The organism is Pseudonocardia sp. TMWB2A (assembly GCF_017312135.1).
This window is the reverse complement of sequence record NZ_QKQY01000002.1, coordinates 370,099-393,925: the sequence shown is the minus strand read 5'-3', so window position 1 is coordinate 393,925 and position 23,827 is coordinate 370,099. Positions and strand designations below refer to the sequence as shown.

Annotated in this window: 24 protein-coding genes; 15 read left to right on the top strand and 9 right to left on the bottom strand. The window is 77.1% G+C overall.

Annotated features, from left to right (window positions below):
• Positions 1–106 precede the first annotated feature (106 nt).
• The 3 genes from DMP17_RS16185 to DMP17_RS16175 are packed head-to-tail and all read left to right on the top strand — an operon-like array spanning position 107 to position 3,494.
• A complete protein-coding gene (locus DMP17_RS16185; protein ID WP_337829946.1) occupies positions 107–1,519 on the top strand; it encodes a heparan-alpha-glucosaminide N-acetyltransferase domain-containing protein in 1,413 nt (470 codons plus the stop codon).
• Complete coding sequence (locus tag DMP17_RS16180; protein ID WP_337829945.1) at positions 1,516–2,820, top strand: sensor histidine kinase; 1,305 nt, start codon at positions 1,516–1,518, stop codon at positions 2,818–2,820. Before DMP17_RS16185 ends, DMP17_RS16180 begins: the two co-directional genes overlap by 4 nt.
• Positions 2,817–3,494, top strand: coding sequence for a response regulator transcription factor (locus tag DMP17_RS16175; RefSeq protein WP_337829944.1), 678 nt, complete (start codon positions 2,817–2,819; stop codon positions 3,492–3,494). Before DMP17_RS16180 ends, DMP17_RS16175 begins: the two co-directional genes overlap by 4 nt.
• Here the strand turns inward: DMP17_RS16175 and DMP17_RS16170 are convergent.
• Positions 3,487–4,524, bottom strand: coding sequence for an NAD(P)-dependent alcohol dehydrogenase (locus tag DMP17_RS16170; protein WP_226356208.1), 1,038 nt, complete (start codon positions 4,522–4,524; stop codon positions 3,487–3,489). The genes DMP17_RS16175 and DMP17_RS16170 overlap by 8 nt on opposite strands.
• 74 nt (positions 4,525–4,598) lie before the next feature.
• On the opposite strand from DMP17_RS16170, the gene DMP17_RS16165 reads away from it, so the two are divergent.
• The gene (locus tag DMP17_RS16165) at positions 4,599–5,252 is read left to right on the top strand and encodes a TetR/AcrR family transcriptional regulator C-terminal domain-containing protein (protein ID WP_337829943.1); all 654 of its coding nucleotides are present in this window, start codon (positions 4,599–4,601) and stop codon (positions 5,250–5,252) included.
• Here DMP17_RS16165 and DMP17_RS16160 read toward each other — a convergent pair.
• Positions 5,224–5,709 carry a cupin domain-containing protein gene (locus DMP17_RS16160; protein ID WP_178375298.1) on the bottom strand — a complete coding sequence of 162 codons (486 nt, stop codon included), beginning with the start codon at positions 5,707–5,709 and terminating at the stop codon, positions 5,224–5,226. The genes DMP17_RS16165 and DMP17_RS16160 overlap by 29 nt on opposite strands.
• Positions 5,710–5,866: 157 nt before the next feature.
• Between DMP17_RS16160 and DMP17_RS16155 the strand changes: the two genes are divergently transcribed.
• From DMP17_RS16155 to DMP17_RS16145, 3 genes are all read left to right on the top strand, one after another.
• Positions 5,867–6,205: a hypothetical protein gene (locus DMP17_RS16155; protein ID WP_337829942.1), complete on the top strand. Its 339-nt coding sequence runs from the start codon at positions 5,867–5,869 to the stop codon at positions 6,203–6,205.
• A gap of 82 nt (positions 6,206–6,287) precedes the next feature.
• Positions 6,288–6,935 (top strand): DsbA family protein, encoded by a 648-nt coding sequence (locus DMP17_RS16150; RefSeq protein ID WP_337829941.1) that lies wholly within the window; start codon positions 6,288–6,290, stop codon positions 6,933–6,935.
• Positions 6,932–7,576 carry a vitamin K epoxide reductase family protein gene (locus DMP17_RS16145; RefSeq protein ID WP_374203843.1) on the top strand — a complete coding sequence of 215 codons (645 nt, stop codon included), beginning with the start codon at positions 6,932–6,934 and terminating at the stop codon, positions 7,574–7,576. The genes DMP17_RS16150 and DMP17_RS16145 overlap by 4 nt, the downstream gene beginning before the upstream one ends.
• 45 nt (positions 7,577–7,621) lie before the next feature.
• On the opposite strand, the gene tatA is transcribed toward DMP17_RS16145, so the two are convergent.
• Positions 7,622–7,870, bottom strand: coding sequence for a Sec-independent protein translocase subunit TatA (tatA, locus tag DMP17_RS16140; RefSeq protein ID WP_226356211.1), 249 nt, complete (start codon positions 7,868–7,870; stop codon positions 7,622–7,624).
• Positions 7,867–10,602, bottom strand: a complete 2,736-nt coding sequence (mgtA, locus tag DMP17_RS16135) for a magnesium-translocating P-type ATPase (RefSeq protein ID WP_337829940.1) — start codon at positions 10,600–10,602, stop codon at positions 7,867–7,869. Before mgtA ends, tatA begins: the two co-directional genes overlap by 4 nt.
• Positions 10,603–10,664: 62 nt before the next feature.
• On the opposite strand from mgtA, the gene DMP17_RS16130 reads away from it, so the two are divergent.
• The 4 genes from DMP17_RS16130 to DMP17_RS16115 all read left to right on the top strand — a co-directional run bounded on the left by DMP17_RS16130 (position 10,665) and on the right by DMP17_RS16115 (position 14,310).
• Positions 10,665–11,039, top strand: a complete 375-nt coding sequence (locus tag DMP17_RS16130; protein ID WP_337829939.1) for an ArsR/SmtB family transcription factor — start codon at positions 10,665–10,667, stop codon at positions 11,037–11,039.
• Positions 11,036–12,565, top strand: coding sequence for an LCP family protein (locus DMP17_RS16125; protein WP_337829938.1), 1,530 nt, complete (start codon positions 11,036–11,038; stop codon positions 12,563–12,565). Before DMP17_RS16130 ends, DMP17_RS16125 begins: the two co-directional genes overlap by 4 nt.
• Positions 12,566–12,643: 78 nt before the next feature.
• Positions 12,644–13,264, top strand: a complete 621-nt coding sequence (locus DMP17_RS16120) for a DedA family protein (protein WP_226356215.1) — start codon at positions 12,644–12,646, stop codon at positions 13,262–13,264.
• 47 nt (positions 13,265–13,311) lie between these two features.
• Positions 13,312–14,310: an NADPH:quinone reductase gene (locus DMP17_RS16115; RefSeq protein WP_226365659.1), complete on the top strand. Its 999-nt coding sequence runs from the start codon at positions 13,312–13,314 to the stop codon at positions 14,308–14,310.
• Between the two features lie 39 nt (positions 14,311–14,349).
• Here DMP17_RS16115 and DMP17_RS16110 read toward each other — a convergent pair whose 3' ends face one another.
• Positions 14,350–15,030 (bottom strand): LppM family (lipo)protein, encoded by a 681-nt coding sequence (locus tag DMP17_RS16110; protein ID WP_226356217.1) that lies wholly within the window; start codon positions 15,028–15,030, stop codon positions 14,350–14,352.
• A gap of 37 nt (positions 15,031–15,067) precedes the next feature.
• A complete protein-coding gene (locus DMP17_RS16105; RefSeq protein ID WP_073574082.1) occupies positions 15,068–15,679 on the bottom strand; it encodes a GNAT family N-acetyltransferase in 612 nt (203 codons plus the stop codon).
• A 326-nt stretch (positions 15,680–16,005) separates the two neighbouring features.
• Between DMP17_RS16105 and DMP17_RS16100 the strand changes: the two genes are divergently transcribed.
• Positions 16,006–16,326, top strand: coding sequence for a hypothetical protein (locus DMP17_RS16100; protein WP_051050348.1), 321 nt, complete (start codon positions 16,006–16,008; stop codon positions 16,324–16,326).
• Positions 16,327–16,353: 27 nt separating this feature from the next.
• Positions 16,354–17,202: an SAV_6107 family HEPN domain-containing protein gene (locus DMP17_RS16095; RefSeq protein WP_337829937.1), complete on the top strand. Its 849-nt coding sequence runs from the start codon at positions 16,354–16,356 to the stop codon at positions 17,200–17,202.
• A gap of 95 nt (positions 17,203–17,297) precedes the next feature.
• On the opposite strand, the gene DMP17_RS16090 is transcribed toward DMP17_RS16095, so the two are convergent.
• A complete protein-coding gene (locus DMP17_RS16090; RefSeq protein WP_073573930.1) occupies positions 17,298–18,128 on the bottom strand; it encodes a ParA family protein in 831 nt (276 codons plus the stop codon).
• Between the two features lie 128 nt (positions 18,129–18,256).
• On the opposite strand from DMP17_RS16090, the gene DMP17_RS16085 reads away from it, so the two are divergent.
• Both DMP17_RS16085 and DMP17_RS16080 read left to right on the top strand, forming a co-directional pair.
• Positions 18,257–19,015, top strand: a complete 759-nt coding sequence (locus DMP17_RS16085; protein ID WP_224402908.1) for a class I SAM-dependent methyltransferase — start codon at positions 18,257–18,259, stop codon at positions 19,013–19,015.
• 314 nt (positions 19,016–19,329) lie between these two features.
• Positions 19,330–19,740, top strand: coding sequence for a DUF3040 domain-containing protein (locus DMP17_RS16080; RefSeq protein WP_226365657.1), 411 nt, complete (start codon positions 19,330–19,332; stop codon positions 19,738–19,740).
• 385 nt (positions 19,741–20,125) lie between these two features.
• Here DMP17_RS16080 and DMP17_RS16075 read toward each other — a convergent pair whose 3' ends face one another.
• Both DMP17_RS16075 and DMP17_RS16070 read right to left on the bottom strand, forming a co-directional pair.
• Entirely contained in the window at positions 20,126–22,477 is a 2,352-nt protein-coding gene (locus tag DMP17_RS16075) for a transglutaminase TgpA family protein (protein WP_337829936.1), read from the bottom strand.
• On the bottom strand, positions 22,474–23,826 hold the full coding sequence (locus tag DMP17_RS16070; RefSeq protein ID WP_226356222.1) for a DUF58 domain-containing protein: 1,353 nt from the start codon (positions 23,824–23,826) through the stop codon (positions 22,474–22,476). The genes DMP17_RS16075 and DMP17_RS16070 overlap by 4 nt, the downstream gene beginning before the upstream one ends.
• Between the last annotated feature and the right edge of the window lies 1 nt (position 23,827).

Below are 23,827 nucleotides of genomic sequence, written 5' to 3'. Positions count from 1 at the left end.
CGGAGGACGCGACGCCCACGACGGCGGCCCTACGACCGTGGTCGGACGGCGCAGATCGTTCCCCGCTCCGACGCGCCCGGGCCGCCCCGGCCCGCACCGTTGCGGCATGACTACGACAGACCGGGCCCCCGGCCCATCGTCGGCGCCACCCGCCGGACCGGACAGCGGGTCGTGGCCGCGCGGCCGGCACCGTCCCGGGCGCGCCCGGGTGGCCGGTATCGACGCCGCCCGCGGCCTCGCCGTGCTCGGCATGATCGTCGCGCACGTCGCCGTCGCCGCGGGGTCGTCCTGGCTGGTCCAGGCGGTGAACGGGCGCGCGGCGGTGCTGTTCGCGGTGCTCGGCGGGGTGTCGCTGGCCCTGATGGCCGCGCCCGTCCTCGCCGCGCCGACCGCGCGGAACCGGGTGTGGCTGCGCCGCCGGATCGCGGTCCGGGGGCTGCTGCTGGTGGTCCTCGGGCTGCTCCTGGCCGAGATCAGCAGCGGGCCGATGGTCATCCTCGTCGTCTACGGGGTGCTGTTCTGGCTGCTCCTGCCGGTGCTGTTCGCCCCGGCCCGGGCGCTCGCGGCCGCCGCCGCGGTCTGGGCGGTCGCCGGGCCGCTGCTGTCCTGGGTGCTGCGCGCCCGGTTCGGGTCCACCACCGACGCCGACGGGCAGACGGTGCTCGGCGCGACCGTGCACCTGTCCGACCTCACCTCGCCCGCCGGGCTCGCACACGCGCTCGACACGGTGCTGCTCAGCGGCGCCTACCCGGTCCTGACCTGGATGCCGTTCCTGCTGCTCGGGATGGCGGTCGGCCGGCTCGACCTGCGTACGGCGGGCACCCGGCTGGTCGCCGGCGGGGCCGCCGGTGCGGTGCTCGGCTACGGCGGGTCCTGGCTGGCGCTGGACGTCCTGGGCGGCCGCGACGCGCTCCTCGCGTCGGTCGCGCCCGTCGCCGACCGGCTCGGCGTCCCCGCCGAGCTCGCGCTGCAGCTGCTCGGCGGCAGCGCCCTGGGCACGGTCGCCACCACCACACCCGCCTGGCTGCTCGCCGCGACCCCGCACAGCGGCAGCCCGTTCGACGTCGTCGGGGCGGCCGGGGTCGCCGTCGCCGTGCTCGGCCTGTGCCTGCTCGCCGCCCGGTACGGGGGTCGGCTGCTCGCCCCGCTCACCGCGACCGGCGCGCTCGCGCTGACCCTCTACGCCGGGCACATCGCGCTGCTCGCCGCGCTCGGCGAGTGGCCGCAGACCGCGCCGTGGGCGGCGACGGCGCTGGTCGCGGGCCTGGCCGTGGCCTGCGCGTGGGCCTGGCGCGGGCTCGTCGGGCGCGGTCCGCTGGAAGCGCTGGTGCACAGCGTCTCCGTGCGCGCGGCCGGTTCTCCGCCCACGGTCGGAGACCGGGGATCGGACCCCGCTCCGATGCCCGGCGGGGCCACCCCGCGCGAGGCTGGGGACATGGACAGCACGACGACGGGCCGGGCGGCCGACACGATCGGGTACCGGGGATCATCGGGGCCGGAGCGGGGGGAGGCGCGATGAGCATCACGACACGGGTGCGGGACTCCCTGCGCAGCCTGCCCGCCCTGCGCTCCACCCCGTCGGAGGCCCCGACCCTCGTCGAACGCGCGGTGGCGCTCGGCCGCCGCAACCCGGTCGTCGTCGACGCCGTGCTGGCCGCCCTGCTCATCTGGGTCGCGGTCAGCTGGACCCTCGACGGCAAGGTCCGGTCGGACGTGCGGATCCTGGCCCTCGTCGTGGCCGTGCTCGCGGCCCTGCCCGTCCCGCTGCGCCGGGTCGTCCCGATGCCGGCCGCGTTCGCCACGGCCGCGGTCGCCCTCGTCTGCACCGTCGTCGAGCCGGCCGTCCACCCCGCGTACCTGCTGCCGTCGCTGGTCATGGGCTACTCGGCCGTCGCCTACGGGCCCCGCTGGGCCGGGTGGCTGGCGCTGGTCGTGCTGACTCTGGGGATGTTCGGGCCGTTCCTGTTGCGTCCGCCGATGTCGATACTGCAGCTCCCCGGGGCCACTCCGCTCACCGTGCTGGCACTGGCCGGGGTGATGGCGATGGTCCCCGTGCTGGTGTGGCTGCTGGGGTCGCTGCGCCGCGCCGCGCACCGCCGCACCCTGGACCTGCGCGAACGCAACCGGCTGCTGGAGGAGAGCCGCCGCCAGGAGGTCCGCCTCGAGCTGCTGGCCGAGCGGTCGCGGATCTCCCGCGAGGTGCACGACGTCGTCGCCCACTCGTTGTCCGGGATCATCGCCCAGGCCGACGGCGGCCAGTTCGCCGCGCAGCGCGACCCGGCGAAGGCCGTCGAGGTGCTCTCCGGCATCGCGACCACCGGCCGCTCCGCGCTGTCCGACGTCCGCGGCCTGCTGTCGATGCTGCGCGGCACCGGTCCGGACGACGACAGCGACACCGACCCGGCGCGTCCGCAGCCCGGCGCCGGCGACGTCCCCGCACTCGTCGAGCAGGTCCGCACCGGCGGGCTGCCGGTCGACCTGCGGACCATCGGCACCCCGCGGGAGCTCCCGACCGGCCCCGGCCTGACCGTCTACCGGATCGTGCAGGAGTCGCTGACCAACGTCATCAAGCACGCCGGGCCCGGCGTGCCGACCCACGTCGACCTGCGGTGGACCACCGACGAGCTGACCGTGCGCGTCCACGACGAGGGCGCCCGCGGCCCCGTCCCCACCCCACCGCGCGGCGGTCACGGCCTGACCGGCATGCGGGAGCGCGCCGCCCTGCACGGCGGCTCGGTCGAGGCCGGCCCGCACGCCGACGGCGGCTGGACGGTCCGGCTGCGCCTGCCCCTCACACCCCCGGCCCGAGGAGAACGGTGAACCCCGTACGACTGATGCTCGTCGACGACCAGGAGCTGGTCCGCACCGGCTTCGCGATGGTGCTCGACTCCTGCGACGACCTCGCCGTCGTCGCCCAGGCCGGTGACGGCGAGGCCGCGCTGGCCGAGCTGGACCGCACCGAGGTCGACGTCGTGCTGATGGACGTGCGGATGCCCCGCCTCGACGGCATCGCCGCCACCCGCCGGGTCGTCGCCGAGCACCCGGGGGTGCGGGTCCTGGTGCTCACCACCTTCGACCTCGACGAGTCCGTCACCGAGGCCATCGCCGCCGGTGCCAGCGGCTTCCTGCTCAAGGACGTGTCCCCGCAGGACCTCATCGAGGCCGTCCGCACCGTGCACCGCGGCGACTCGGTCGTCGACCCCGTCTCCACCCGGCGGCTGCTGCGCGCCACCCGGCCGCTGCTCACCGCGCCCGAGCCGGCCGCCGTGGAGCCGTCGGTGGACGCCGTCGCCGCGCTCGCCGACCTGACCCCGCGCGAGCGGGAGGTGCTCCTCCTCGTCGGCAACGGCCGGTCCAACGCCGAGATCCGGGCCGACCTCGTCGTCTCCGAGGCGACGGTGAAGACCCACATCGGGCACCTGCTCGCCAAGACGCAGTCGCGTGACCGGGTGCAGCTCGTCGCGCTGGCGTTCCGGGCGGGCCTGGTCAGCTGACCCCGGGCCGCCCTGACGCCCCGGTGCCCGCTGTGTCCGGGGCGGACGGCCCGGCCACCCGCACCACGATCTTGCCCCGCACCCGGCCCGCGGCCAGCCGTTCGATCGCCGCGTCCGCGTCGTCGAGGCCGACGGTCCGGTCGACCACCGGCGTCAGCTCCCCGGCCTCGACGAGCCCGCGCAGGGCGGCGAGGTCGGCGGCGTTCTCGTCGGCCACCAGCACGGCGAGCCGCCGCCCGCGCAGGAACGGGGAGAGCGCGGCCGCGCGCAGCAGCCGGCCGTAGCCGCCGGTCAGCCGTGCGTCCGGGCGCTCGCCGCCGACGAGTACCGCCGTCCCGCCGGGCGCCAGCACCGAGCACAGCCGGGCCGCGGACGGGGTGCCGCCGATGTCGAGGACGACGTCGAACCGGCGGCCCAGGCCGAACACGTCGGTCGTGGTCCGGTCGACGACGTCGGTTGCACCCAGGGACCGGACGAGTCCGACCGACCCGGTGCGACACACCGCGGTCACCGTCGCGCCGGCGGCCCGGGCGATCTGCACGGCGAACGTCCCCACTCCGCCGGACGCGCCCAGCACCAGCACCGACGAGGCCTGCGTGACCCGGCCGACCCGATGCACCGCCTGCCAGGCGGTCTGCCCCGACACCGGCACGGCCGCGGCGAGCTCCGGGCCGCACCCGTCCGGGGCGTGCGCGAGCCGGTCGGCCGGGGCGACGGCGTACTCGGCGAGGCTGCCGCTGGGGGTGGTCCCGAACACGCGGTCACCGGGGCCGAACCCGTCGACGCCGGGACCGACCGCCACGACGTCACCCGCCAGGTCGCGGCCGGGGACCCGGACCCGGGGTGCCCGCAGGCCGACGGCCGGGCGCACCGCGAGCGGCAGCCCAGCCATGAGGTGCCACGTGCCGCGGTCCAGTGCCGCCGCGGCGACCCGCACCAGAACCTCCCCCGGCCCCGGCTCCGGCACGGGCAGCTCCCCGACGCGCCAGACCCCGCCCGTGCCGTACCGCTCCTGCACCACAGCCCGCATCGCGCACTCCTGTACTTAGTACGAAACGTACGTTGTACGGTACGGAGACCGGGACAGACGCACAAGGAGTCGACGTGACGCGGCGACAGCTCAGCAGGGAACGGGTGCTCGCCGCCGCGGCCGAGGTCGCCGACGCCGACGGCATCGCGGCGCTCACCATCCGCGCCGTAGCCGGGCGGCTGGGCAGCGCACCGATGGCCGTCTACCACCACGTGGCGAACAAGGACGAGATCCTCGACGGGCTCGTCGACACGGTCTTCGGCGAGATCGACCCGCCGGTGCCGGGTCGGCCGTGGCGGCCCGAGCTGACCCGCCGCTGCCGATCGGCGCGGACGGCGCTGGCCCGCCACCCCTGGGCCACGCCCCTGCTGGACAGCCGTCGCCGCCCCGGCCCGGCGACGCTCGCACATCACGACGCCGTGCTCGGCACGCTGTTGCGCGACGGCTACGACACCCGTGCCGCAGGGCACGCGTTCGCGCTGGTCGACGCGTTCGTGTACGGGTTCGCCCTGCAAGAGGCCGCGATCCCGTTCGCCGGCGACGCCCTGGCCGACGGCGCCCGGCAGATCCTCGACAGGGTCGCCGAGGGCGCCTACCCGCACCTCGCGCGGTTCGCCGCGGAGCGGATCGGACCGGACTACGACTTCGGCGACGAGTTCGACGTCGGCCTGGACCTGGTGCTCGACGCCGTCGGCACCCTCAGAAGCCGGGGTGGTCGCGCAGGTTGACCTGGTCGCAGGTCAGCGCGAACGCGTCGACCTCCTCCGCCGACGGCGGCGTCGCCCGCGCCGCGAACTCCGCCAGCCCCCGGAAGTAGCGCTCCCGCGGTGCGCCGGGCACGAACAGGATGAGGAACCGCGCGTCGCTGTCCGGGCCGGTGCGGAACGCGTGCACCCCCCGGTGCGGGACGTGCACCAGGTCGCCCGGTCCGGCCTCGGTCCAGGTGTCGCCGGTCATGACCCGCAGCGCGCCGTCGAGGACGTAGAAGCTCTCGGTGAACCCGGTGTGCAGGTGCGGCAGCGCGCCGGGGGAGTCCGCCGGGATCCACGACTCGAACAGCCCGAACCCGCCACCGACCTCCGCGCCGGGTGCGGCGAACCGGGTCCACGAGCCGGTCGGGGAGGTCACGGCGCGTTCGGTGGTCGCGGCGGGGCGCCACACCGCGCCGGGCTCGGGGAAGCTCACGCACCGAACGTAGCGGCCCGGCGACCGGGTGTCCCGGCGCGGCGGCCGGTCACCACCCGCGCGGGGCCGTGGGGGAGCACCGGGCCGGCGAGGGCCCCTCGGTATCGTCGTGGGCACTGCCGGAGGCGTCCGGCTGTGGTCGGAGCGGAGAGGTGGGGTGAGGCACGTGCGCATCCTCGCCCCGCTGACGTTGCTGGTCCTGGCCCTGGTGCTCTGCGCGGGCCCCGCCGTCGCGACCGCCCCGGGCGCCCACGGCGCCACCCCGGCGGTCGTCGTCGGCTCGGACTGCTCGCAGCACCCGCTCACGCTGATGCACGCGGGGGACTGCGAGCAGGCCCCCCGCCGCGACGACGACGTGCCCGTCCCGTCGCTGCTGCCGGTCGCCGTGGTCGCCGTCCTGGCGGCCGGGCACACCGGCACCGCGCCGCCCGCCGCACCGGAACGGACGCTGTGCGCGCCGTCGCCGGTGGAGCACCTCTGCGTGGACCGCAACTGAGGCGTGCGGTCACCCCGCCACCGCGTCCCCGCACCCGTTCCGACCCGGCCACCGCGCCGGGCCCCGTGGAGGAAGACTCCCGATGACCCGCAACGTCAAGATCTCCCTGGCCGTCGTCGGCGCGTTCGCGCTGATCGTGGCCGCGCTGCTGTTCGCGACGCGACCCGGCACCCCGGAGACCGGCGCCGCCGCCGGTGCGCCCGACAGCCTCGTCACTGCCGACGCCGCCCGCCTCAACGACGCCCCGAACGCCTCGGCCACCCTGGTCGAGTTCGCCGACTTCCAGTGCCCCGCCTGCGGGCAGGTCCAGCCGATCATGGACCAGCTGGTGCAGAAGTACGGCGACCGCGTGCAGTTCGTGTTCCGCAACTTCCCGCTGCCGATGCACCAGAACGCCGAGGCCGCCGCGCTCGCCGGTGAGGCCGCCCGCGCCCAGGGCGCGTTCCACCCGATGTACGAGCGCCTGTTCCAGACCCAGCGCGACTGGTCCGAGTCCCCGGACGCGGCGACGGTGTTCCGCGGCTACGCCCAGGACCTCGGCCTCGACCTTAACGCCTACGACGCCGCGGTCGCCGACCCGGCGACCGCCGCGAAGATCCAGGCCGACAAGGACGCCGGGCTCGCCGCCGGCGTCGAGGGCACCCCGACGATCTTCGTCAACGGTGAGAAGGTGCAGCTCCGCTCGGTGCAGGACATCACCGACGCCCTCGACGCCGCGGTGAACCGGTGAGCGTCCCCTCCGCGGCGCGGACCGAGGAGTTCTCCCGCGTCACCACCGGCGCCCCGGCCGTGCCGGGGCCGGTGCCGCGGTTCCTGCCGTGGCTGCTCGTCGTCGGCGGCGTGCTGGGGCTGGTCTCGGCGTTCACGCTGACCGTCGAGCGCATCGAGCTGCTGATCGACCCGGCCTACACGCCGTCGTGCAGCATCAACCCGGTGCTGTCCTGCGGGTCGGTCATGACGACCCCGCAGGCGGCGTTCTTCGGTTTCCCGAACCCGCTGCTCGGGATCGGCGCGTTCGCCGTCGTGGTGACGACGGGTGCGGCCCTGCTGGCCGGGGCCCGCTTCCCGCGCTGGTGGTGGGTGGGGCTGACGGCCGGGTCCGCGCTCGGCGTCGTCTTCGTGCACTACCTGATCGTCCAGAGCCTGTACCGGATCGGCGCGCTCTGCCCGTACTGCATGGTCGTGTGGGCCGTGACGATCCCGATCTTCTGGTACACGCTGCTCGCGACCCTGGACGCCCTCGGCGGCGGCGCGCGTGCGCTGTACGCCCGGATCGCCGGCTACCACGCGGTGCCGGTGGTGCTGTGGTTCCTGGTGGTCGTCGGGCTGATCCTGCAGCGTTTCTGGACCTACTGGTCCTCGCTGCTCTGAACCGGCCCGCGGGGCCGGGGACGTGCGTCCCCGGCCCCGCGACGGTCAGCGCTCGCCGGTGGTCCGTTCCTCCGCGACCCGCTCCCGGGCCGCCGGCTCCCCGGCGGGCCGCTCCTCGAGGGCCCGGTCCTCGGAGCGGGCCGCGCCGTCGTCGCGGGTCTCGCTCAGCTCGGACTTCAGGATGCGGGTGGACCGGCCCACCGAGCGGGCCAGGTCGGGCAGCTTCTTCGCGCCGAACAGCAGCACGACGACCAGCAGGACGACGAGCAGCTGGGTCGGTCCGGGTGGGGTCATCGGATCCTCTCCTTCTCCTGCCGGGGGTCCGCGGCGCGGATCCCCAGCACGTGACGCAGGTACAGCGGCCGCGTCGCGGCCACACACAACAGGAACGGCAGCACGACGGCCGCCAGCAGCGGCCACACCGCGGGCGGTGGCGCCGCCATCCCGAACAGGGGGGCGAGCGGGGTGAACGGCACCGCCAGCCCGGCCAGGACCACGGCCGTCACCGTCGCCACCACCGGCCGCGCGGCGCGCCCGGCCCGGGTCCGCAGCAGGAGCAGCACCAGGACCTGGGACAGCACCCCCTCCATGAACCAGACGGCCTGGAACACCGCCTGCTCCTGCGGGGTGTCCAGGCCCAGGAAGCGCCACACCGCCCAGAACGTGACCAGGTCGAACGCCGAGGCCAGCGGCCCGAGGACCGCCATGAACCACAGCATCCCGCGGGTGTCCCAGCGCCGGGGCCGCGCCGTCCAGCCCGGCTCGACCCGGTCGAACGACAGCGACAGCGCGGCCACCCCGAACAGCACGCCCTGCAGCAGCAGCTGCGCGGGCAGCAGCGGCAGGAACGGCAGCACCGCCGAGGCGACCAGCACCGACAGGGCGTTGCCGACGTTCAGCGCCGCGGTCACGGTCAGGTAGCGGGTGGCGCGGCCCAGGGTCCGCCTGCCCTCCTCGACCGCGGAGACGACGACGTCGGGGCTGCGGTCGGCCAGCACGATGTCCGCGGCCGCCCGGGCGGCGGGCACCGCCCCGTCGACGCCGATCCCGACGTCGGCGATCCGCAGCGCGCCGACGTCGTTGAGGCCGTCGCCGAGGAACCCGACGGTGTGCCCGCGGGCCTGCAGCGCGGCGACGACCCGCTCCTTCTGCAGCGGCCCGAGCCGGGTGAACAGGGTGGTGCGCTGCACCGCGCGGGCCAGCGCGACGTCGTTGAGCGCGTCGAGCGCGGCGCCGTCGAGCACCCCGGTGACGGCGATCCCGGCCCGCGCGCACACCTGCTCGGCGACGGCGGTGTCGTCGCCGGTCAGGACCTTCACCGCGACGCCCTGCTCGGCGAAGCGCTCCACCGCGCGGGCCGCGGACTCCCGCACCGGGTCGACCATCCCGACGAAGCCCAGCAGCAGCAGGTCGCGCTCGGGGTCGTCGTCGTCACCGGCGCCGAGCGGGCGCAGCAGCGGTGTCCGGCGGGTGGCGACGGCGACGACCCGCAGCCCGGTGGCGCGGTGCCCGGCCGCGGCGTCGGCGACCGCGGCCCGCAGCGACGCGGTCAGCTCCACGGGCCCGCCGTCGCGGGCCACCCGGGTGCAGCGGGGGAGCACGGTGTCCGGGTCGCCCCGCACGATCACCAGCTCACCGGGGTCGTGGGCGTCGCGCAGCACCATCGCCGAGCGCCGCCGGGTGTGGTCGAACGGCAGCTCCTCGACCCGGGTGAGCAGGCCGTGGGCCAGCAGCGCCGACCCGTCCCGGTCGGCGGCGGACACGGCGTCGTCGAGGCCGTCGCGCGGGGTGGTCTGGAAGCGCACCGCGACCGCGGCCGCGTCGGCCGGGGCGGGGTCGGGACGGCCGTCGACGTCGACGGAGTGGGTGAACACCACCCGGTCCTCGGTAAGCGTGCCGGTCTTGTCCAGGCAGGCGACGTCGATCGAGCCGAGGTCGTGGATGGCCTCCGGGCGGGTCACCAGCACCCCGGACTCGCGCAGCCGGGCCGTGCCGCGCAGCAGCGTGGTCCCGACGATCAGCGGCAGCAGCTCCGGGGCCAGCCCGACCGTCACGACGACGGCGAACAGCAGCGCCTGCCGCACGTCGCCGGACACCTCGACGTTCACCAGCAGCACCAGCGGCGCAGCGAGCAGCATGCAGCGCACCAGCGCCCGGCGCACCGACCGCAGTCCCCGGTCCACCTCGGACTCCGGACGGGGACGGCGGCCGCGCCCGGCCAGCTCCTCGGTGTGGGTGTGCGCCCCGGTGGCCAGCACGACCGCCGTCGCGGTGCCGCGCACCACGGTGCTCCCGGCGAACAGCAGCGCCGGGTGTGCGGTGACCGGGCCGTCGTCGGTCCCGGCCCGCGACGGCCGTCGCCGCGGCGCCGGGCGCGGCTCCCGCGACGACGGCGGCGCCTTCGCCACCGGCAGCAGCTCCCCGGACAGCGACGACTGGTCGACCAGCAGGTCCCGGGCGTGCAGCAGCCGCGCGTCGGCCGGGACGGGGTCGCCCGCGCCGAGCAGCACGACGTCGCCGGGCACCAGGTCCTCCGGCGGCACCTCGCTGTCCCGCGGTGCGGTCCCGGGGGCCGGGCGGCGGCGGACCGTCACGGTGGTCGCGGCGTGCGCGCGCAGCTCCCGCGACAGCCGGTCGCTGCGGGCGGCGTGCCACAGGCGCAGCCCCACGCCGAGCGCGGCGACGACGAGCACCAGCGTCGCGCTGCCGGGACTGCCCGCGACGGCGAGCAGCACCCCGAGCACGGTCATCAGGCCGGAGAACGGGCCGGCGAGCGCGCGGCGGTCCCACACGGCCGCGCCCGGGCGCCGGACGGCGTCGGTGGCGTTGTCGCCGTGGGCGTGCAGGCGCAGTGCGGCGGTGTCCTCGCACAGTCCGCGGCGCGAGGACTCCAGGCCCCGGAGCAGCGCGAACGCGTCGGCGCCCGCCCAGTGCCGCAGTGCGGGCTCGCCGGGCGTGGCGGGCGGACCGGCGGGCGGGGGCGGCGGTCGCGCCGCGGCACCGTCGCGCCCGATCGTCCGGTCCAACGGTGCCCCTCCGGTCCCCGGCACCGCGTCCGGCGCCGCCCGGTACGGTAACAGTTGCGTAAGTGACGCAACTGTCTGGAGGCCCGGTGGAGACCGCCCCCGAGGGCCCGCAGCCCCTCGACCCCGAGCTGCTGGCCGACGCGGCCGCGGCGTTCGGGATGCTCGCCGCGACCTCGCGGCTGCAGATCGTCTGGCTGCTCGCCGACGGCCCGCGCGACGTCGGCACCCTCGCGACGACCCTCGGCCAGCCGGTGGCGACGGTGAGCCAGCACCTGGCGAAGCTCAAGCTCGCCGGGCTGGTCCGCGCCCGCCGCGAGGGCCGCCACCAGATCTACGTCATCGCCGACGCCGGCATGGTCGAGGTGGTCCGGACCGTCGTGGCCGCGCAGGACCGCAGGCGTGAGCCGGACGCCGTCCGCGGGCGGGGGATCGCGTGACGCCGCCGCCGGGTCCGGTGCCCCCCGACCGTCCGCGTCCCGGCCGGACCGGCGCACCCCGCGTCCCCGGCGTCCCGCCGGCTCCGGGCGCGCCGCGGACCGGGACCCGGGGTGCCGCGCCGCGGGACACCCGGTCGCCGGGCGCCTGGCCCCGCTCCGGCGCCCCCGCCGGTCCCCGTCCCCCGCGCGCGGTCCCCGGTGCTCCGTCGGGCCGGCCCGCCGACCGCCCCGCGTCGGCCGGCCCGCGGTCCCGGCCCGCCGACCCCGGCGCCCGCCCCACCACCCCGATGCGCCCGGTCGCCCCCTGGCCGCGCGCCGAGCAGCGCGCCCCCGCCCCGCGGCGGCACCGCGTCCGCGGCCTCGTCGCGGCACTGTCGGTCGCGGTCTTCCTCGCCACCGGCGCCGGCTGGGCGATGGTCGGCGGCACCAGTGGTCTGACCACCGCGGACGTCACCGGACCGCACGTCGCCGACGGCGCGACCGACATCCTGCTGGTCGGCAGCGACTCCCGGGTCGACGCCCGCGGCAACCCGCTGCCCCGCGAGGTCCTCGACGCCCTGGACGCGGGCGACGCCGACGGCCAGGGCAACACCGACACCCTGATGCTGGTCCGCATCCCGGATGACCCCGACCTCGGCGCGTCCGCGGTGTCGATCCCGCGCGACTCCTGGGTCGACGTCCCCGGCCTCGGCAAACACAAGATCAACTCTGCGCTGGCGCGCGGTGCGGCGATCGCCCGGCCGGACCTGATCCGGCAGGGGCTGAGCGGGCCGGACCTGGAGCGGGAGGCCAACGCCGCGGGCAGCAGGCTGCTCGTGCGCACCGTCGAGGAGCTCACCGGCGTCTCGATCGACCACTACGCCCAGGTCAACCTGGCCGGGTTCGCCGAGATCACCCGCGCGCTCGGGGGCGTCCCGGTGTGCCTCAAGGCCCCGGTGCGCGACAGCTACTCCGGCGCCGACTTCGCCGCGGGCCCGCAGACCGTGCAGGGCGCCCAGGCCCTGCAGTTCGTCCGTCAGCGGCACGGCCTGCCCGAGGGGGACCTCGACCGGGTCCGCCGCCAGCAGGCGTTCCTCGCGGGGCTGACCCACCGGCTCCTCTCGGCGGGCACCCTCACCGACCCGACGGCCGTCGCCGACCTGATGCAGGCGGTCAACGGTGCGGTCGTGCTCGACCAGGGCTGGGACCTCACCTCGCTGCTCGCCCACGCCGCGCAGCTGCGCGGTGACCGGGTCACCTTCCGCACCATCCCCACCGGCCGGGCCGACTACCGGACCGGCAGCGAGGGCGTGGCGGTGAAGGTCGACCCGGCGCAGGTCACGGCGTTCTTCGCCGGGCTGACCGCGCCCGGGGCGCCGGCCGATCCCGGGGACGGCGACGACGCGGGCTCCGCCGCGCCGGCGACACCGGCCCCGGCCACGACGGACAGCGGGACCGGACGGGCCGCGGCGCCCCGGGGTGACCCGACCCCGGATGCCGACCCCCAGCCCGAGCTGACCGCCGACGGGGTGCCCTGCGTCGACTGACGCGGCCCCGTCACCCCGGCCGAGGAGCCTCCCATCACCGAGATCATCGACTTCCTGACCTCCGTCCCGTTGTGGGTGGTGGTGCTCGTCGCGGGGCTGGTCACCCTCGGCGAGACCACGATCGGCGTCGGGTTGGTCCTGCCCGGTGAGACCGTGCTCATCGCCGCCGCGATGGCCGTCCCGGACGTCCCGGCCGCGGTGCTGGTCACCGGGGTGGTCGCGGTCGCCGCCGCCTGCGGCGACTCGATCGGCTACGCGATCGGCCGCCGTTTCGGCCCGCGGCTGCGCGAGTCGCGGATCATCGGCCGGATGGGCCGCGACGCCTGGGACGACGCCGCCCGCACCCTGCGCCGCTGGGGTCCGTGGGCGGTGCTCGGCGCCCGGTTCCTGCCGGTGGTGCGCACGATGACCCCGGCCGCGGCGGGGGCGTCCGGGCTGCCGCTGCGGCGGTTCCTGCCCGCCGTCGTCGTCGGGGCGACGGTCTGGTCGGCCGTGCACGTGACCGCCGGGTTCCTGCTGCGCGAGGCCGCCGAGCAGTTCGAGAAGGCCTTCGGGATCGCCGGCTGGGTGGTCCTGGCGGTCGTGGTCGTCGCCGGCGTCGTCGGGTGGCGGGTGCGGCGTCGTCGCGCCGAGGCCCGCCGGGCCGCCGCCCGCGAGACCGTCGCCGCCCTGCCCGAGGAGCGCCGCGACGCCGCCTGATTCCGGTCGTCCCGCACCGGGTGCGGGCCCGGACCGGCGACGGCAGGATGGCCGGGGTGAAGGCAGTGAGCTACTCCCGTGAGGGCGCCGCCCGCGACGTCCTGACCGTCGGTGAGATCGACACCCCCGAGCCCGGTCCGGGCCAGGTCCGGGTCCGTGTCCGCACCTCGGCGGTCAACCCGACCGACACCAAGACCCGCGACGGCACCACGTCACGGCCCTTCGACGGCGTCCGCGTCCCGCACCAGGACGGCGTCGGCGAGATCGACGCCGTGGGGGAGGGGGTCGACCCGTCGCGGGTCGGGCAGCGGGTCTGGACCTGGCTCGCGTCGCCGGGCGGCGACGGCGGCGCCGCGCTCGCCGAGTGGGGCACCTGCGCGCAGTACACGGTGCTGCCGGCCGAGCAGGCCACCGTGCTGCCCGACGGCGCCCCGGACGACCTCGGCGCCTGCCTGGGCGTCCCGGCGATGACCGCCTACCACTGCCTGTTCGCCGACGGCCCCGTCGCCGGACGGACGGTGCTGGTCACCGGCGGTGCGGGCGCGGTCGGGCACTACGGCATCCAGCTCGCCCGCTGGGCCGGGGCAACCGTGGTGACCACCGTGTCCGGTCCGGAGAAGGCCGAGCTGGCCCGGGCCGCCGGCGCGCACCACGTCGTGAACTACCGCGACGACGACCCCGGCGCCGCGATCCTCGACGCCGCCGGACCGGTCGACCGGATCGTCGAGGTCTCGCTCGCCCAGAACCTGGCCCAGGACCTCGCGGTGCTGCGCAACGGGGGCGCGGTCGTCTCCTACGCGGCCACCCCGCAGGACCCGTCGATCCCGGTCCGCGCGCTGATGGGGGCGAACGCGGTTCTGCGGTTCGCGCTGCTCTACACCGTGCCCCGCCCGGTGCTGGCCGACGCGGCCCGCGGGCTGGGCGTCGCGGCCGCGCACGGAGCGCTGACCCCGCTGCCGGTCACCCGGTTCGGGATCGACGACGTCGTCGCCGCACACGAGGCCGTCGAGGCGGGGACGACGGGCAAGGTCGTGGTCGACCTCTGACCGGTTCCGGTCGGCCACCCCCGCCGGTCCGGCGCGCCCTCAGCGCCGGATCGGCGGGTTCCGGTCGCGCCGGGCCAGCAGCACGGCGGCCCCCGCCGCGACGACGACGAGCCCGGCCAGTAGCAGCGACCAGCCCAGGATCGACGGCGCGTTCGGATCGGTCGAGATCACCGAGGCGTTGATCTGCGAGACCTCGCCGGGGACGAACTCCCAGGTGACGGTGCCGCCGTCGGTCTCGCCGTCGGACTCGACGACCTCGCCGGGGAAGCTCATCGCGAGCCGCACGTCGGCCCGGTCCACCGGCATCGTGGTCAGGTCGGCCCGGCCCTGCACGGCGATCCGCTCCCCGACCCGGCGCAGCTCCAGGTTCGCCCGTCCCGACGCGTTCCCGCCGAGCAGGTTCAGCTGCGAGATCTGGGCGAAGGTCAGGTTCTCGAAGGCCGCACGGGTGCCGACGAAGCCGTCCTGGTCGTACGGCGACAGCTCGACCTCGCCCGCGAGGTCGGCCGGGACCTCCAGCTGCGGGCCGCGGCCGTCCGGTGCGCCCTCGGGCGTCGCGACGACGATCGTGCCGTCGACGGTGTCGTCCGGCTGCACGGCGAGGGCCACCTGGACCCGGGTGCAGCCGGTCAGCGCGAGGAGGGCCAGCACCGCGAGCAGCACGAGCGCACGCGTCCGGGATCGACGGCGTGCGGGTGGCGCGGTGCGGTGCGGCGGCATGGCGTCATCGTGCCACCCGGGTACGACGGTCCCGGCGTCACTCGGGGGCGTGTGTCGGGTGATCCGTGGGAAGCAGCGGCAGCTCGCGCCCGAGCACGGCGAACGGGCGCGGGTCCCCGGTGAACAGGTGCTCGCGCAGCACGTCGACGAACCCGGCACGACGGTAGAGCCGCCACGCCCGGCCGGGCGTGGCGCGGCCGTACTCGGGGGTGGACAGCAGCATCCGGGCCCGGGCGGCGTCGCGGGCCAGCGCCCGCAGCAGCGACTCGCCGATGCCCGAGCCCTGGGCCTGTGGGTGGACGTGCAGCTCGGTCAGCTCGAAGTAGTCGGTCAGCCAGTCGGCGCTCACGGCGCCGGGCTCCCCGCGGCGGGCGCGCAGCCCGCGGCGGACCTCCTCGAACCACCACTGCCCGGGGCCGCCCCAGTAGCCGTAGCCGATGCCGGTGAGCCGGTCCTGCTCGTCGAGCCAGCCGACCGAGCGCCAGCCCGGCCGGTAGGAGTGCTCGAGCCACAGCGAGCGGCGCTGGCGTGCGGTCGACCGCGGGTAGCCCATCGCGGTGACGTAGACGTCGATCGCCTCGCCCAGCCGGTCGGCGAACTCGCTGCGGCCGAGGCCGACCAGGCGTGCACGCGACGGTGCGGCGGTCACCGCGAGCACCGGCCCCGGTGGGGACCGCACGCCCGCGCCGGGGCGGGGTCGGTATCCGGGTACATGTCCCCATCACACCACGCCCGGCCGGTCCCGGCGGGTCCGGACCGGGCACCCCGCCACGGTGCCGGTGGGTGAGTGGTGCCACCCGGCCACCCGACTTGACGCGGCGATCGAACACGCGTTCTACTGGCGTATGTCGAACGCGCGTTCGACGCCGGGGCGTCCGGTGGGCGGAGTGGGGGAAGCACCCCGTCGCCGGGCGTCCCGGAGACCGATTCCGGTGGTGGGAACCGAGGCCCGGCCACCGGGTGGAGGGCGTGGTGATGCCAGTGGGCGGCTTCTCGCGTTTGTTCCGGTCCCGCCAGCCGGCGGCGATCGACGTGCGCTGGCAGAACGGTGAGCCGGTCGAGTTCTCGCGGCGTCCGTCGCGCCGCGGAGAACATTTCCTGGTCACCGGGGTTCGAGACCAGTGGATCGAGGAGTCCCCGTGGCCGTTCCCGTCGCCGATGCCGGTGGGCGGGGACCGGCTGAGCTGCTGGCGGGTGCTCGCCCGGTCGGTGCAGGACCCGCAGGAGCCGCCGCGTGAGGTGGTGCTGCGGATGCGGTCCGGTCCGGGCGTGTGGGACCTGGTGAAGGTCGACTGAGAGGTGCGGGAGATGCGGGAGGTGCGCGTGCGGAGCAGGACGATGGAACTGGACCTGGCGCTGCCGTCGCCGCGGTCCGCCGGGGCGCGACGGCCGGGCGACGCCCCGGTGGGCGCCGCGCGGCCGGAGCGGCCGTCCGGACGGGTGCGGCCCGTCGCCGACGGGTTGTGGCCGCTGGACTGCGGCGCGGCCCGGGGCGCGGGACGGGGCGCCGCCGACCGTACGGGGTCCGCCGCCGGGTCGGCGCCGTCCCGGCGGGGGAGCGGCCGGACCGGTGCGGACCCGGCCGGGACCGGGTGCACCGGCCGGCCGGGTCGGGCCGGGGAGACCGGTGCCGCCGGCCGGTCGGGGCAGGTGATCCCCCTGCCGGGCGCATCCGTGCCGGCGGGCGGGGGCGCGGCTCGGCCGTCCGGGGGCGCGGTCCGGTCGGACGGGGGTGCTGCCCGGCCGGCCGCGGAGACCGCACGGCCTGCCGGGCCGGCGCCCCTCCGGTCGCCCGCGCCCGCCCCGCCGTCGCGGGACGCGCTCGGGCTGCTGCGCCAGGCCGCCGAGCAGCTCGCCGAGGCGCACCGGGAGACCGAGCCGCTGCGTCGCTACCCGGCCGCCTACCTCGCCGCGCTGCGTGCCGGGGCGGCGGTGCTGGCGATGCGGGCCCGGCCCCGGACCCGCCGGGGCGCCCCGCGCGACGTCTGGCGGCTCCTCGCCGAGGTCGCTCCGGAGCTGGAGGAGTGGGCGGCGTTCTTCGCCGGGTGCTCGCGGCTGCGGATCGAGGCCGAGGCCGGGATCGACCGGCACGTCGACCGGCGCGCCGCCGACGACCTGCTGCGCCAGGCCGAGCAGTTCGTGACCCGGGTGCAGCTGCTGCTGCCCCGGTGAGGTCCGTCCGCCGGGCGGCGCGCCGCACCGGGGGAGCGGATCAGCGGAGGGAGGAGACCGGGCGGGGCCGGGGAACGGACCGGGAGGGGGCTTGGTCAGGCCGAGGCGGCGGGGCGCGAGGCGCTGCGCAGCACCCGGCCCAGCAGCGCGGTGAACACCGCGGAGATCTCCCGGGCGCCCGGGGTGTCCCAGGCCTGGATCGGCAGGCAGGCGCCCTGGGCCTGCTGGACCGCCGAGCGGTCGGGCAGGACGCTGTTGAACACCAGGGGGCCGAACAGCTCGCGCAGCTCCGAGATCCGGAACTCGTGCTCGGTGTTGCGCGGGCGCACCCGGTTGACCAGCACGCCCAGCGGCTGCAGGCGGTCGTTGGACCGCTCGCGCTCGGTCTGGACCGCGTCGAACGCGCGCTGTACGCCGGACACCGAGAACATCGTCGGGTCGGTCACCAGGATCGCCCGGTCCGCGGCGGACAGTGCGCTGCGGGTCAGCTGCCCCAGCGACGGCGGGCAGTCCACGATCACCAGCCGGTAGCGCTCCTCGGCGTGCTCGGAGCCGCCGGAGTCGTCGGTGATCAGCTCGCCGGCCAGCCGCTGCAGGGCGCGGTCCAGCCGGTACAGCTGCGCCGCCCCCGGGTCGGGGTGGTTGTGCCGCTCGGTCTGCTCCGCGCCGACCAGCACGTCGAGGCCCTCGCCCCACGCCGACGGTGCGATGGCCCGCTCGACGACCGCGCGGCGCGGCTCGTCCAGCACGTCGGCGACGGTCGCCGTGGTGGGCTCCGGGTCGAGCGCGGTGGTGGCGTTGGCCTGCGGGTCGAGATCCACCACGAGGGTGGAGACGCCGTGCCGCTGCGCCGCGCCGGCCAGACCCAGTGCGACCGTGGTCTTGCCGACGCCACCCTTGAGACTGAGCGTGGCGACGACCTGCACCCACCCAACCTACCGTGCGGTCCGGCACGGTCGCCGAGCGGAGTGCAGGTGATCGTCGGGCGCCCGGTCGTGGGCGTCCCGGCGGGCGGGCGGGCCGGGCACCGGCAGGGGCCACTAGTCTCGGTGCCGTGGGATCGCCGACACGCGAGCAGGCCGGAGCAGCGCGCGGGGCCGCCGTGTTCCGGGTGCTGGACAGGGAGATCGACCGTGTCCGCCGGGACACCGGGGCCGCGCCCCGGGTGCTCGACGTCGGCGGGGGCAGCGGCACCTGGGCGGTGCCGCTGGCGATCGCCGGCTGTGCGGTGACCGTCGTCGACACCAGTCCCAACGCGCTGGCGACGCTGGCCCGGCGCGCCGGTGAGGCCGGCGTGACCGACCGGATCACCCCGGTGAACGGCGACGTCGACACCCTCGCCGAGGTCGCCCCGGCCGACGGCGCCGACCTCGTGCTGGGCCACGGGCTGCTCGAGGTCGTCGACGGCCCGGGCCGGGTGCTCGCCGCGCTCGCCGCGGCCGCCGCCCCGGGCGGGGCGGTGTCGGTGCTGACGGTGGGGCGCTACGGCGCGTTCATCGGGCGACTGGCCACCGGCCGGCTCGCCGAGGCCCGTGCCCTGCTCACCGACCCCGAGGGCCGCACCGGTACCGACGACCGGCTGCTGCGCCGGTTCGACGCGCACCGGCTGCAGGAGCTCACCGCCGAGACCGGACGGCTGCGGACCGAGATCCTGCAGGGTGACGGCACCCTCGAGGCGTGGCTGCCCGGTCCCGGCCAGGAGGGCGAGGCGGCGGGCCGCGACGAGCGTGACGAGCTGGACGCGCTCGCGTCGCAGGTCGGCGCCCTCGCCGAGGTCGCCCCGCGGTTGCATCTGCTCGCCCGGCGGTACTGACACCCGTCCCCGCCGCAGGTGTCCGACGGTCGCCGTCCGGCTGCCGTCGGTGACCGGTCGTCCGGCGTTCACCCGGCTGCCCACCCCCGTCCGGGTGGGTCTGCGACAGTCCGGGTGAGCGACGACACGCCGCGCCACGCCGTCCGCTCGACGATCAGCCGAGCGGGTTGGACGGTCCGGGTGGTCGCGGCACGATTCGCCTCGTACTCTGGACATCAGACGCCCAGGTTGGGGCGCCCGTCGTACCGGCCGGGGCGAGGAGGCCCGGGCCGAATGCGGCCTACCGTCCGATTACGTGTGCCGGAGGTGAAGGCATGCCGCTCTCCGAGCACGAGCAGCGCCTGCTCGAACAGATCGAACGCGCCCTCTACCAGGAGGACCCCAAGTTCGCGTCCTCGGTCAGCGGTAGCCGGCGGAGCAAGCCCGCCCGGCGCCGCCGCATCCAGGGCGCCGTCCTGTTCGTGGTGGGCCTCGTGCTGCTCGTCGCCGGGATCCCCTTCCGGGCTCTCTGGCTCGGCGACCTGCCGATCCTGAGCATCGTCGGCTTCCTCGCCATGCTCGGCGGCGCGCTGCTGGCGGTCACCTCGATCGGCGCCCGTCGCGGCGGCGAGGAGACGACCGGTCAGGGCGGGTCCGCCCCGAAGGACAGGCAGTCCGGCGAGAGCGGCGGTGGCTTCACCGGCCGTATGGAGGAGCGCTTCCGGCGCCGCTTCGAGCAGGAGTGACACCGGGCGGCCCACGCGGCCGCCCGTACGACGCCCGGCGGGGCGGGACACCGACTCGGTGACCCGCCCCGCCGTCGTGTGTCCGGCACCGGCCGCCCGGTGTGCCGGCCGTCGGCACCAGCGGTGCCCCGGTGGACGGGAGCCGCCGATCGGGACGGACCGGCGCCGTCCGACCGCCGCCGCCTCCGACCGGATACCGCTGCCGACCGGATACCGCTGCCGACCGGATGACGCCGCCGACCGGACGCCGGGCGCTGCTCCGGGGCGCTGCGGGCCGCGAACCCCGCGCCCGCGCGGAGATCCGCGGCCCGCGCGCGTCCGGACGCACGCGCGGAGCGGATCATCGCGCGGACGGTGGGTGGGTCAGCCGTGCTCTCCGGGCGGGTCAGCCGCGCTCGGCGGGCTCCCCGGCCGTGTCGGTGTCGGCGGCGCCGTCGTCGGCCGTCGGGTCGTCGTCGGACGGGCGGCGCCCGCGCCGGACCGCCTCCGGCACCACCGAGGCCGGCAGCACCCGGGCCCGCAACGACGTCCCACCGGCCGCGATCGCCGTCCGCACCTCGTCCACCAGACCGTCGAGCGTGCCGGGCTCGGGCAGCATCCCGCCGTACCAGCTCGCCTCGACCCGGCCCGCCAGCTCCCGCAGCGCCTCGGCGGGGCGCCCGGACAGGCCGTGCCGCTCGGTGATGCGGTCGGCGGCCGCGCGGACGGTGTCCCCGGGCGGCACCGGGACCCCGTGGTCGCGGGAGGCGGCCAGGACCTCGTCCCACGCCGCCGCGGCAGCGCCGTCGCCGCCCGCCCGGGCCAGCCCGGCCCGGCGGGAGTACTGGTGCCGGCGCCACAGGCCCGGGGTGAGCACGACCGCGAGCACCGCGGCCGCCAGCAGCAGCGCCACCACCAGCGGCCACCAGGACCCGGTCGCGGCCAGCGGCTGGTCGGCCGCCTGCTCCTCGGTGGGCGGGGGCTCCGGGGTGGGGCCACCGGCCTCGGGGGGCGGCGGCGTCGCGGACGGCTCGGGCTGCGGGGTCTGCTCGGCGGCGGGCGTGCCACCGTCCTGCTCCCGGGCCTGCTGGACGTAGGCCGGGTCGATGGTGCGGCCGTCGGCGAGCGGGGTCGGGTCGAAGGTCATCCAGCCGTAGCCGGGGAACCACGCCTCGACCCAGGCGTGCGCGTCCTCGGTGGTGATCGTGCGGGCCCCGGAGCCGTCGGCGTCGCCCGCGGTGAAACCGACCGCCACCCGGGCCGGGACGTCGACGGCGCGCAGCATGACCGCCATCGCCGAGGCGTACTGCTCGCAGTAGCCGGTCCGGCCGCGGGTCAGGAAGTCGACCAGGGCGTCGCCGTTGCCGCCCGGCGCGGTCGCCAGGCTGTAGGTGAACGGGGAGCCGGGCCCGGTGAAGTGGTCCTCCAGCGCCATCGCCCGGTCGAACGGCGTCGTGGCCCCGGCGGTCACCTCCCGGGCGATCGCGGTGACCCGCGGGTCGACGCCGTCGGTGTCGAGATAGGCCCGGTCGACCGTGGTCGGCCCGGACGCCGCGCGCAGCTGGTCGGCCGACGGCTCCGGCAGCCGCATCGACTGGGTCCAGCCGTCCTCGGACTGCGCGCGCTCGCTGTAGACGATGCCGCCGTCGGCGTCGTAGGCCCAGCTCGGTGAGTTCACCGCGATCCGGGTCGGGTCGCCGAACACCGGCAGCCAGTAGTCGCGGAAGCCCAGGTTCTCGACCTGCACGTCCTGCGACGCGGCCGGCCCGGACGTCGACGGGGGCAGCGGCCCGGTCAGCGGCACACCCGGCAGCGGGCGCCCCGCCGTCCAGCCCTCCTGCGGCACGTAGGTCTGCAGGGTGAGCGCACGCAGGTAGGTCGGGGTCTGCAGACCCCGGACGCTGAACAGCGGCCGCGGCTCGCTGCGGGTCAGCTGCCCGCGCAACGAGGTGAACGGGTTCAGCCCGATCGAGCCGTCGGCGTCGCCCCCGGTCCCGCCGGTGGCGTCGAAGCGACCCGAGGTCCCCACCGACGACGCCAGCAGCCCCGCCAGCAGCGAGCCCACGACGGCGACCGCGACGACCGCGGCCCCGGCCGGGATCTGCCGCAGCCGGTCCGGGCGCAGGAGCAGCAGCACGCCGTAGCCGAGCGTCGCCGCGACCACGGTCCACCAGGGCAGGAGGTCCGGCTGCAGCGCCGTCGGCACCGCGAACACCACCAGCAGCGGCACCCCGGCCGCGGCCGGGGCGGCCACGGTCACCGCGAGCCCGAACACCGCGATCGCGATCGTGCCGAACCCGAGGGTGACCAGCAGCAGGATCTCCGGGCTCGCCGCGACCGGCGGCAGGCCGCTGTCGATCTGCTGCCCGGCCCCGCCGAGCAGGCCCGACAGCTCGCCGAACGCCGACGGCCCGGGGAGCACCCCGAGCATGCCGCTGCCGGTGAACCACGCGGTCACCAGCAGGACCAGGGCCAGCAGCTGCCCGGGCGCGACCAGCCAGGCCCGCAGCGGCAGCAGCAGGCCGCCGACCAGCGCGACCAGCACGACCGCGACGGCGGCGTGGACGAACCAGGCCGCACCCTGCACGACCGAGCTCATCGCCGTCCCGGCGAGCAGCACCGCGACGACCGTCGCGACCGGTCCCAGCACGACCGTCCACGCCGGGGCACCCGGCGTCCGGCCCGCGGGTGCGGCCTCGGCGACGGGCGCGGCGGGCGGCGGCGCGGGCCGGACGGGGGGCCGGGTCGGCGCGCTCATCCGGTCGCCCCCGCGATGCCGGGCGAACCGCAGGCGTCCGCCCAGGCCCGCTGGACGGTCATGTCGGAGGTGACGACGGTGGCGTGCCACCCGGCGCGGCGCAGCGCGGCCGCCGCGACCGACGCCGGGCGGGACCGCGTCGCGGCCGACCAGGTGTCGACGTCGAGGACGACGGCGTGCCCGCCGCGCGGCCAGGCCGAGACCAGCGCGGTGACGTCCTGCGGCGCGGTCCCGCCGAGCACCGCGAGCACACCCTCCGGGTGCCCGGGTCCCGGCCCGGGCGCGGTGAACCCGGTGCTCGCCGAGGGCCGCAGCACCGCGAGCGACTCCAGCCGCGGGGGGACGGCGTCCGCACCGGTCACGCCGGGCGGCACGTCGCCGACGGCCTCGCCGGACTCGTCGACGAGCGCGACGGCCTCGCCGCGCTGCAGCAGGTGCACCGCGACGCTGGCGGTGAACGCCACCGCCCACTCCAGGCTGGAGGCGGGCCCGTGTCCGCGGTGGGCGCTGTCGCGCCGGTCGATCAGCAGGGTCACGCCGGACGGGTCGGGACGGTCGTCGAGGCGGACCATCAGCTCGTCGCGCCGGGCGCTGGAGCGCCAGTGCACGCGGCGCAGCTCGTCGCCCTGGCGGTAGGGGCGGATCAGCACGTCCGGGGTGCCGGGGCCGGGACGGCTGCCGCCCTCGGCGCCGCGCCCGGCGGCGGTGGAGGTCAGGGCCGGGCGCCCGGTCAGCGGGGTGACCCGGGGGAGGACCAGCAGCCGGTCGGCGGGGAGCAGGTCGTGGCGGAACTCGGCGAGGCCGAGCGCGTCGGTGCCGCGACCGCGCAGCGGACCGATCCGGTACGCGCCGCGGACCGCGGGTCGCACCGGGTAGCCGACCCGGGCGCCGCGCCGGCCGAGCCGGTGCACGGTGAACCGCGGCGGGTAGCGGTCGGCGGGACCGGCGGCATCGGGCACGTGGTCGGCGATCCGCAGCGCGCCCAGCAGGGCGCCGCCGGCGATCCGCAGCAGGACCGTGCCGCCGCTGCCCGCCTCCAGCCGCGCCGGCTCCAGGGTGCGCCCGACCTGCAGCGAGCGGCGCGACCGCAGCGCGACGAGGAGTGCCAGCAGCGGCAGGAGCAGCACGAACGCCCCGATCCGGACGAGGTCGCGCTCGTCGAGCACGATCGCCGAGACGACCATCGCGGCGCCGCCGGCGAGCAGGCAGCGCCCGCGCACGGTCAGCCCGGCCCGCCGTTCCCGGCGTGGCGCGCCGCCCGCCGCGAGCGGCGCCGACGACCCGGGTGCCGCCGGGGCACCGGGCTCGGTGGGAGCCGGTGTCCCGGACGGCGGCGCGGTCGGCGCCATC

What these genes read in the sequence shown, in the direction of transcription:
- DMP17_RS16185 (WP_337829946.1), top strand. Translation starts at nt 107, where the DNA reads ATGACTACGACAGACCGGGCCCCCGGCCCATCGTCGGCGCCACCCGCC.
- DMP17_RS16180 (WP_337829945.1), top strand. Translation starts at nt 1,516, where the DNA reads ATGAGCATCACGACACGGGTGCGGGACTCCCTGCGCAGCCTGCCCGCC.
- DMP17_RS16170 (WP_226356208.1), bottom strand. Translation starts at nt 4,524, where the DNA reads ATGCGGGCTGTGGTGCAGGAGCGGTACGGCACGGGCGGGGTCTGGCGC.
- DMP17_RS16150 (WP_337829941.1), top strand. Translation starts at nt 6,288, where the DNA reads ATGACCCGCAACGTCAAGATCTCCCTGGCCGTCGTCGGCGCGTTCGCG.
- tatA (WP_226356211.1), bottom strand. Translation starts at nt 7,870, where the DNA reads ATGACCCCACCCGGACCGACCCAGCTGCTCGTCGTCCTGCTGGTCGTC.
- DMP17_RS16115 (WP_226365659.1), top strand. Translation starts at nt 13,312, where the DNA reads ATGGCCGGGGTGAAGGCAGTGAGCTACTCCCGTGAGGGCGCCGCCCGC.
- DMP17_RS16110 (WP_226356217.1), bottom strand. Translation starts at nt 15,030, where the DNA reads ATGCCGCCGCACCGCACCGCGCCACCCGCACGCCGTCGATCCCGGACG.
- DMP17_RS16100 (WP_051050348.1), top strand. Translation starts at nt 16,006, where the DNA reads ATGCCAGTGGGCGGCTTCTCGCGTTTGTTCCGGTCCCGCCAGCCGGCG.
- DMP17_RS16080 (WP_226365657.1), top strand. Translation starts at nt 19,330, where the DNA reads ATGCCGCTCTCCGAGCACGAGCAGCGCCTGCTCGAACAGATCGAACGC.
- DMP17_RS16075 (WP_337829936.1), bottom strand. Translation starts at nt 22,477, where the DNA reads ATGAGCGCGCCGACCCGGCCCCCCGTCCGGCCCGCGCCGCCGCCCGCC.
- DMP17_RS16070 (WP_226356222.1), bottom strand. Translation starts at nt 23,826, where the DNA reads ATGGCGCCGACCGCGCCGCCGTCCGGGACACCGGCTCCCACCGAGCCC.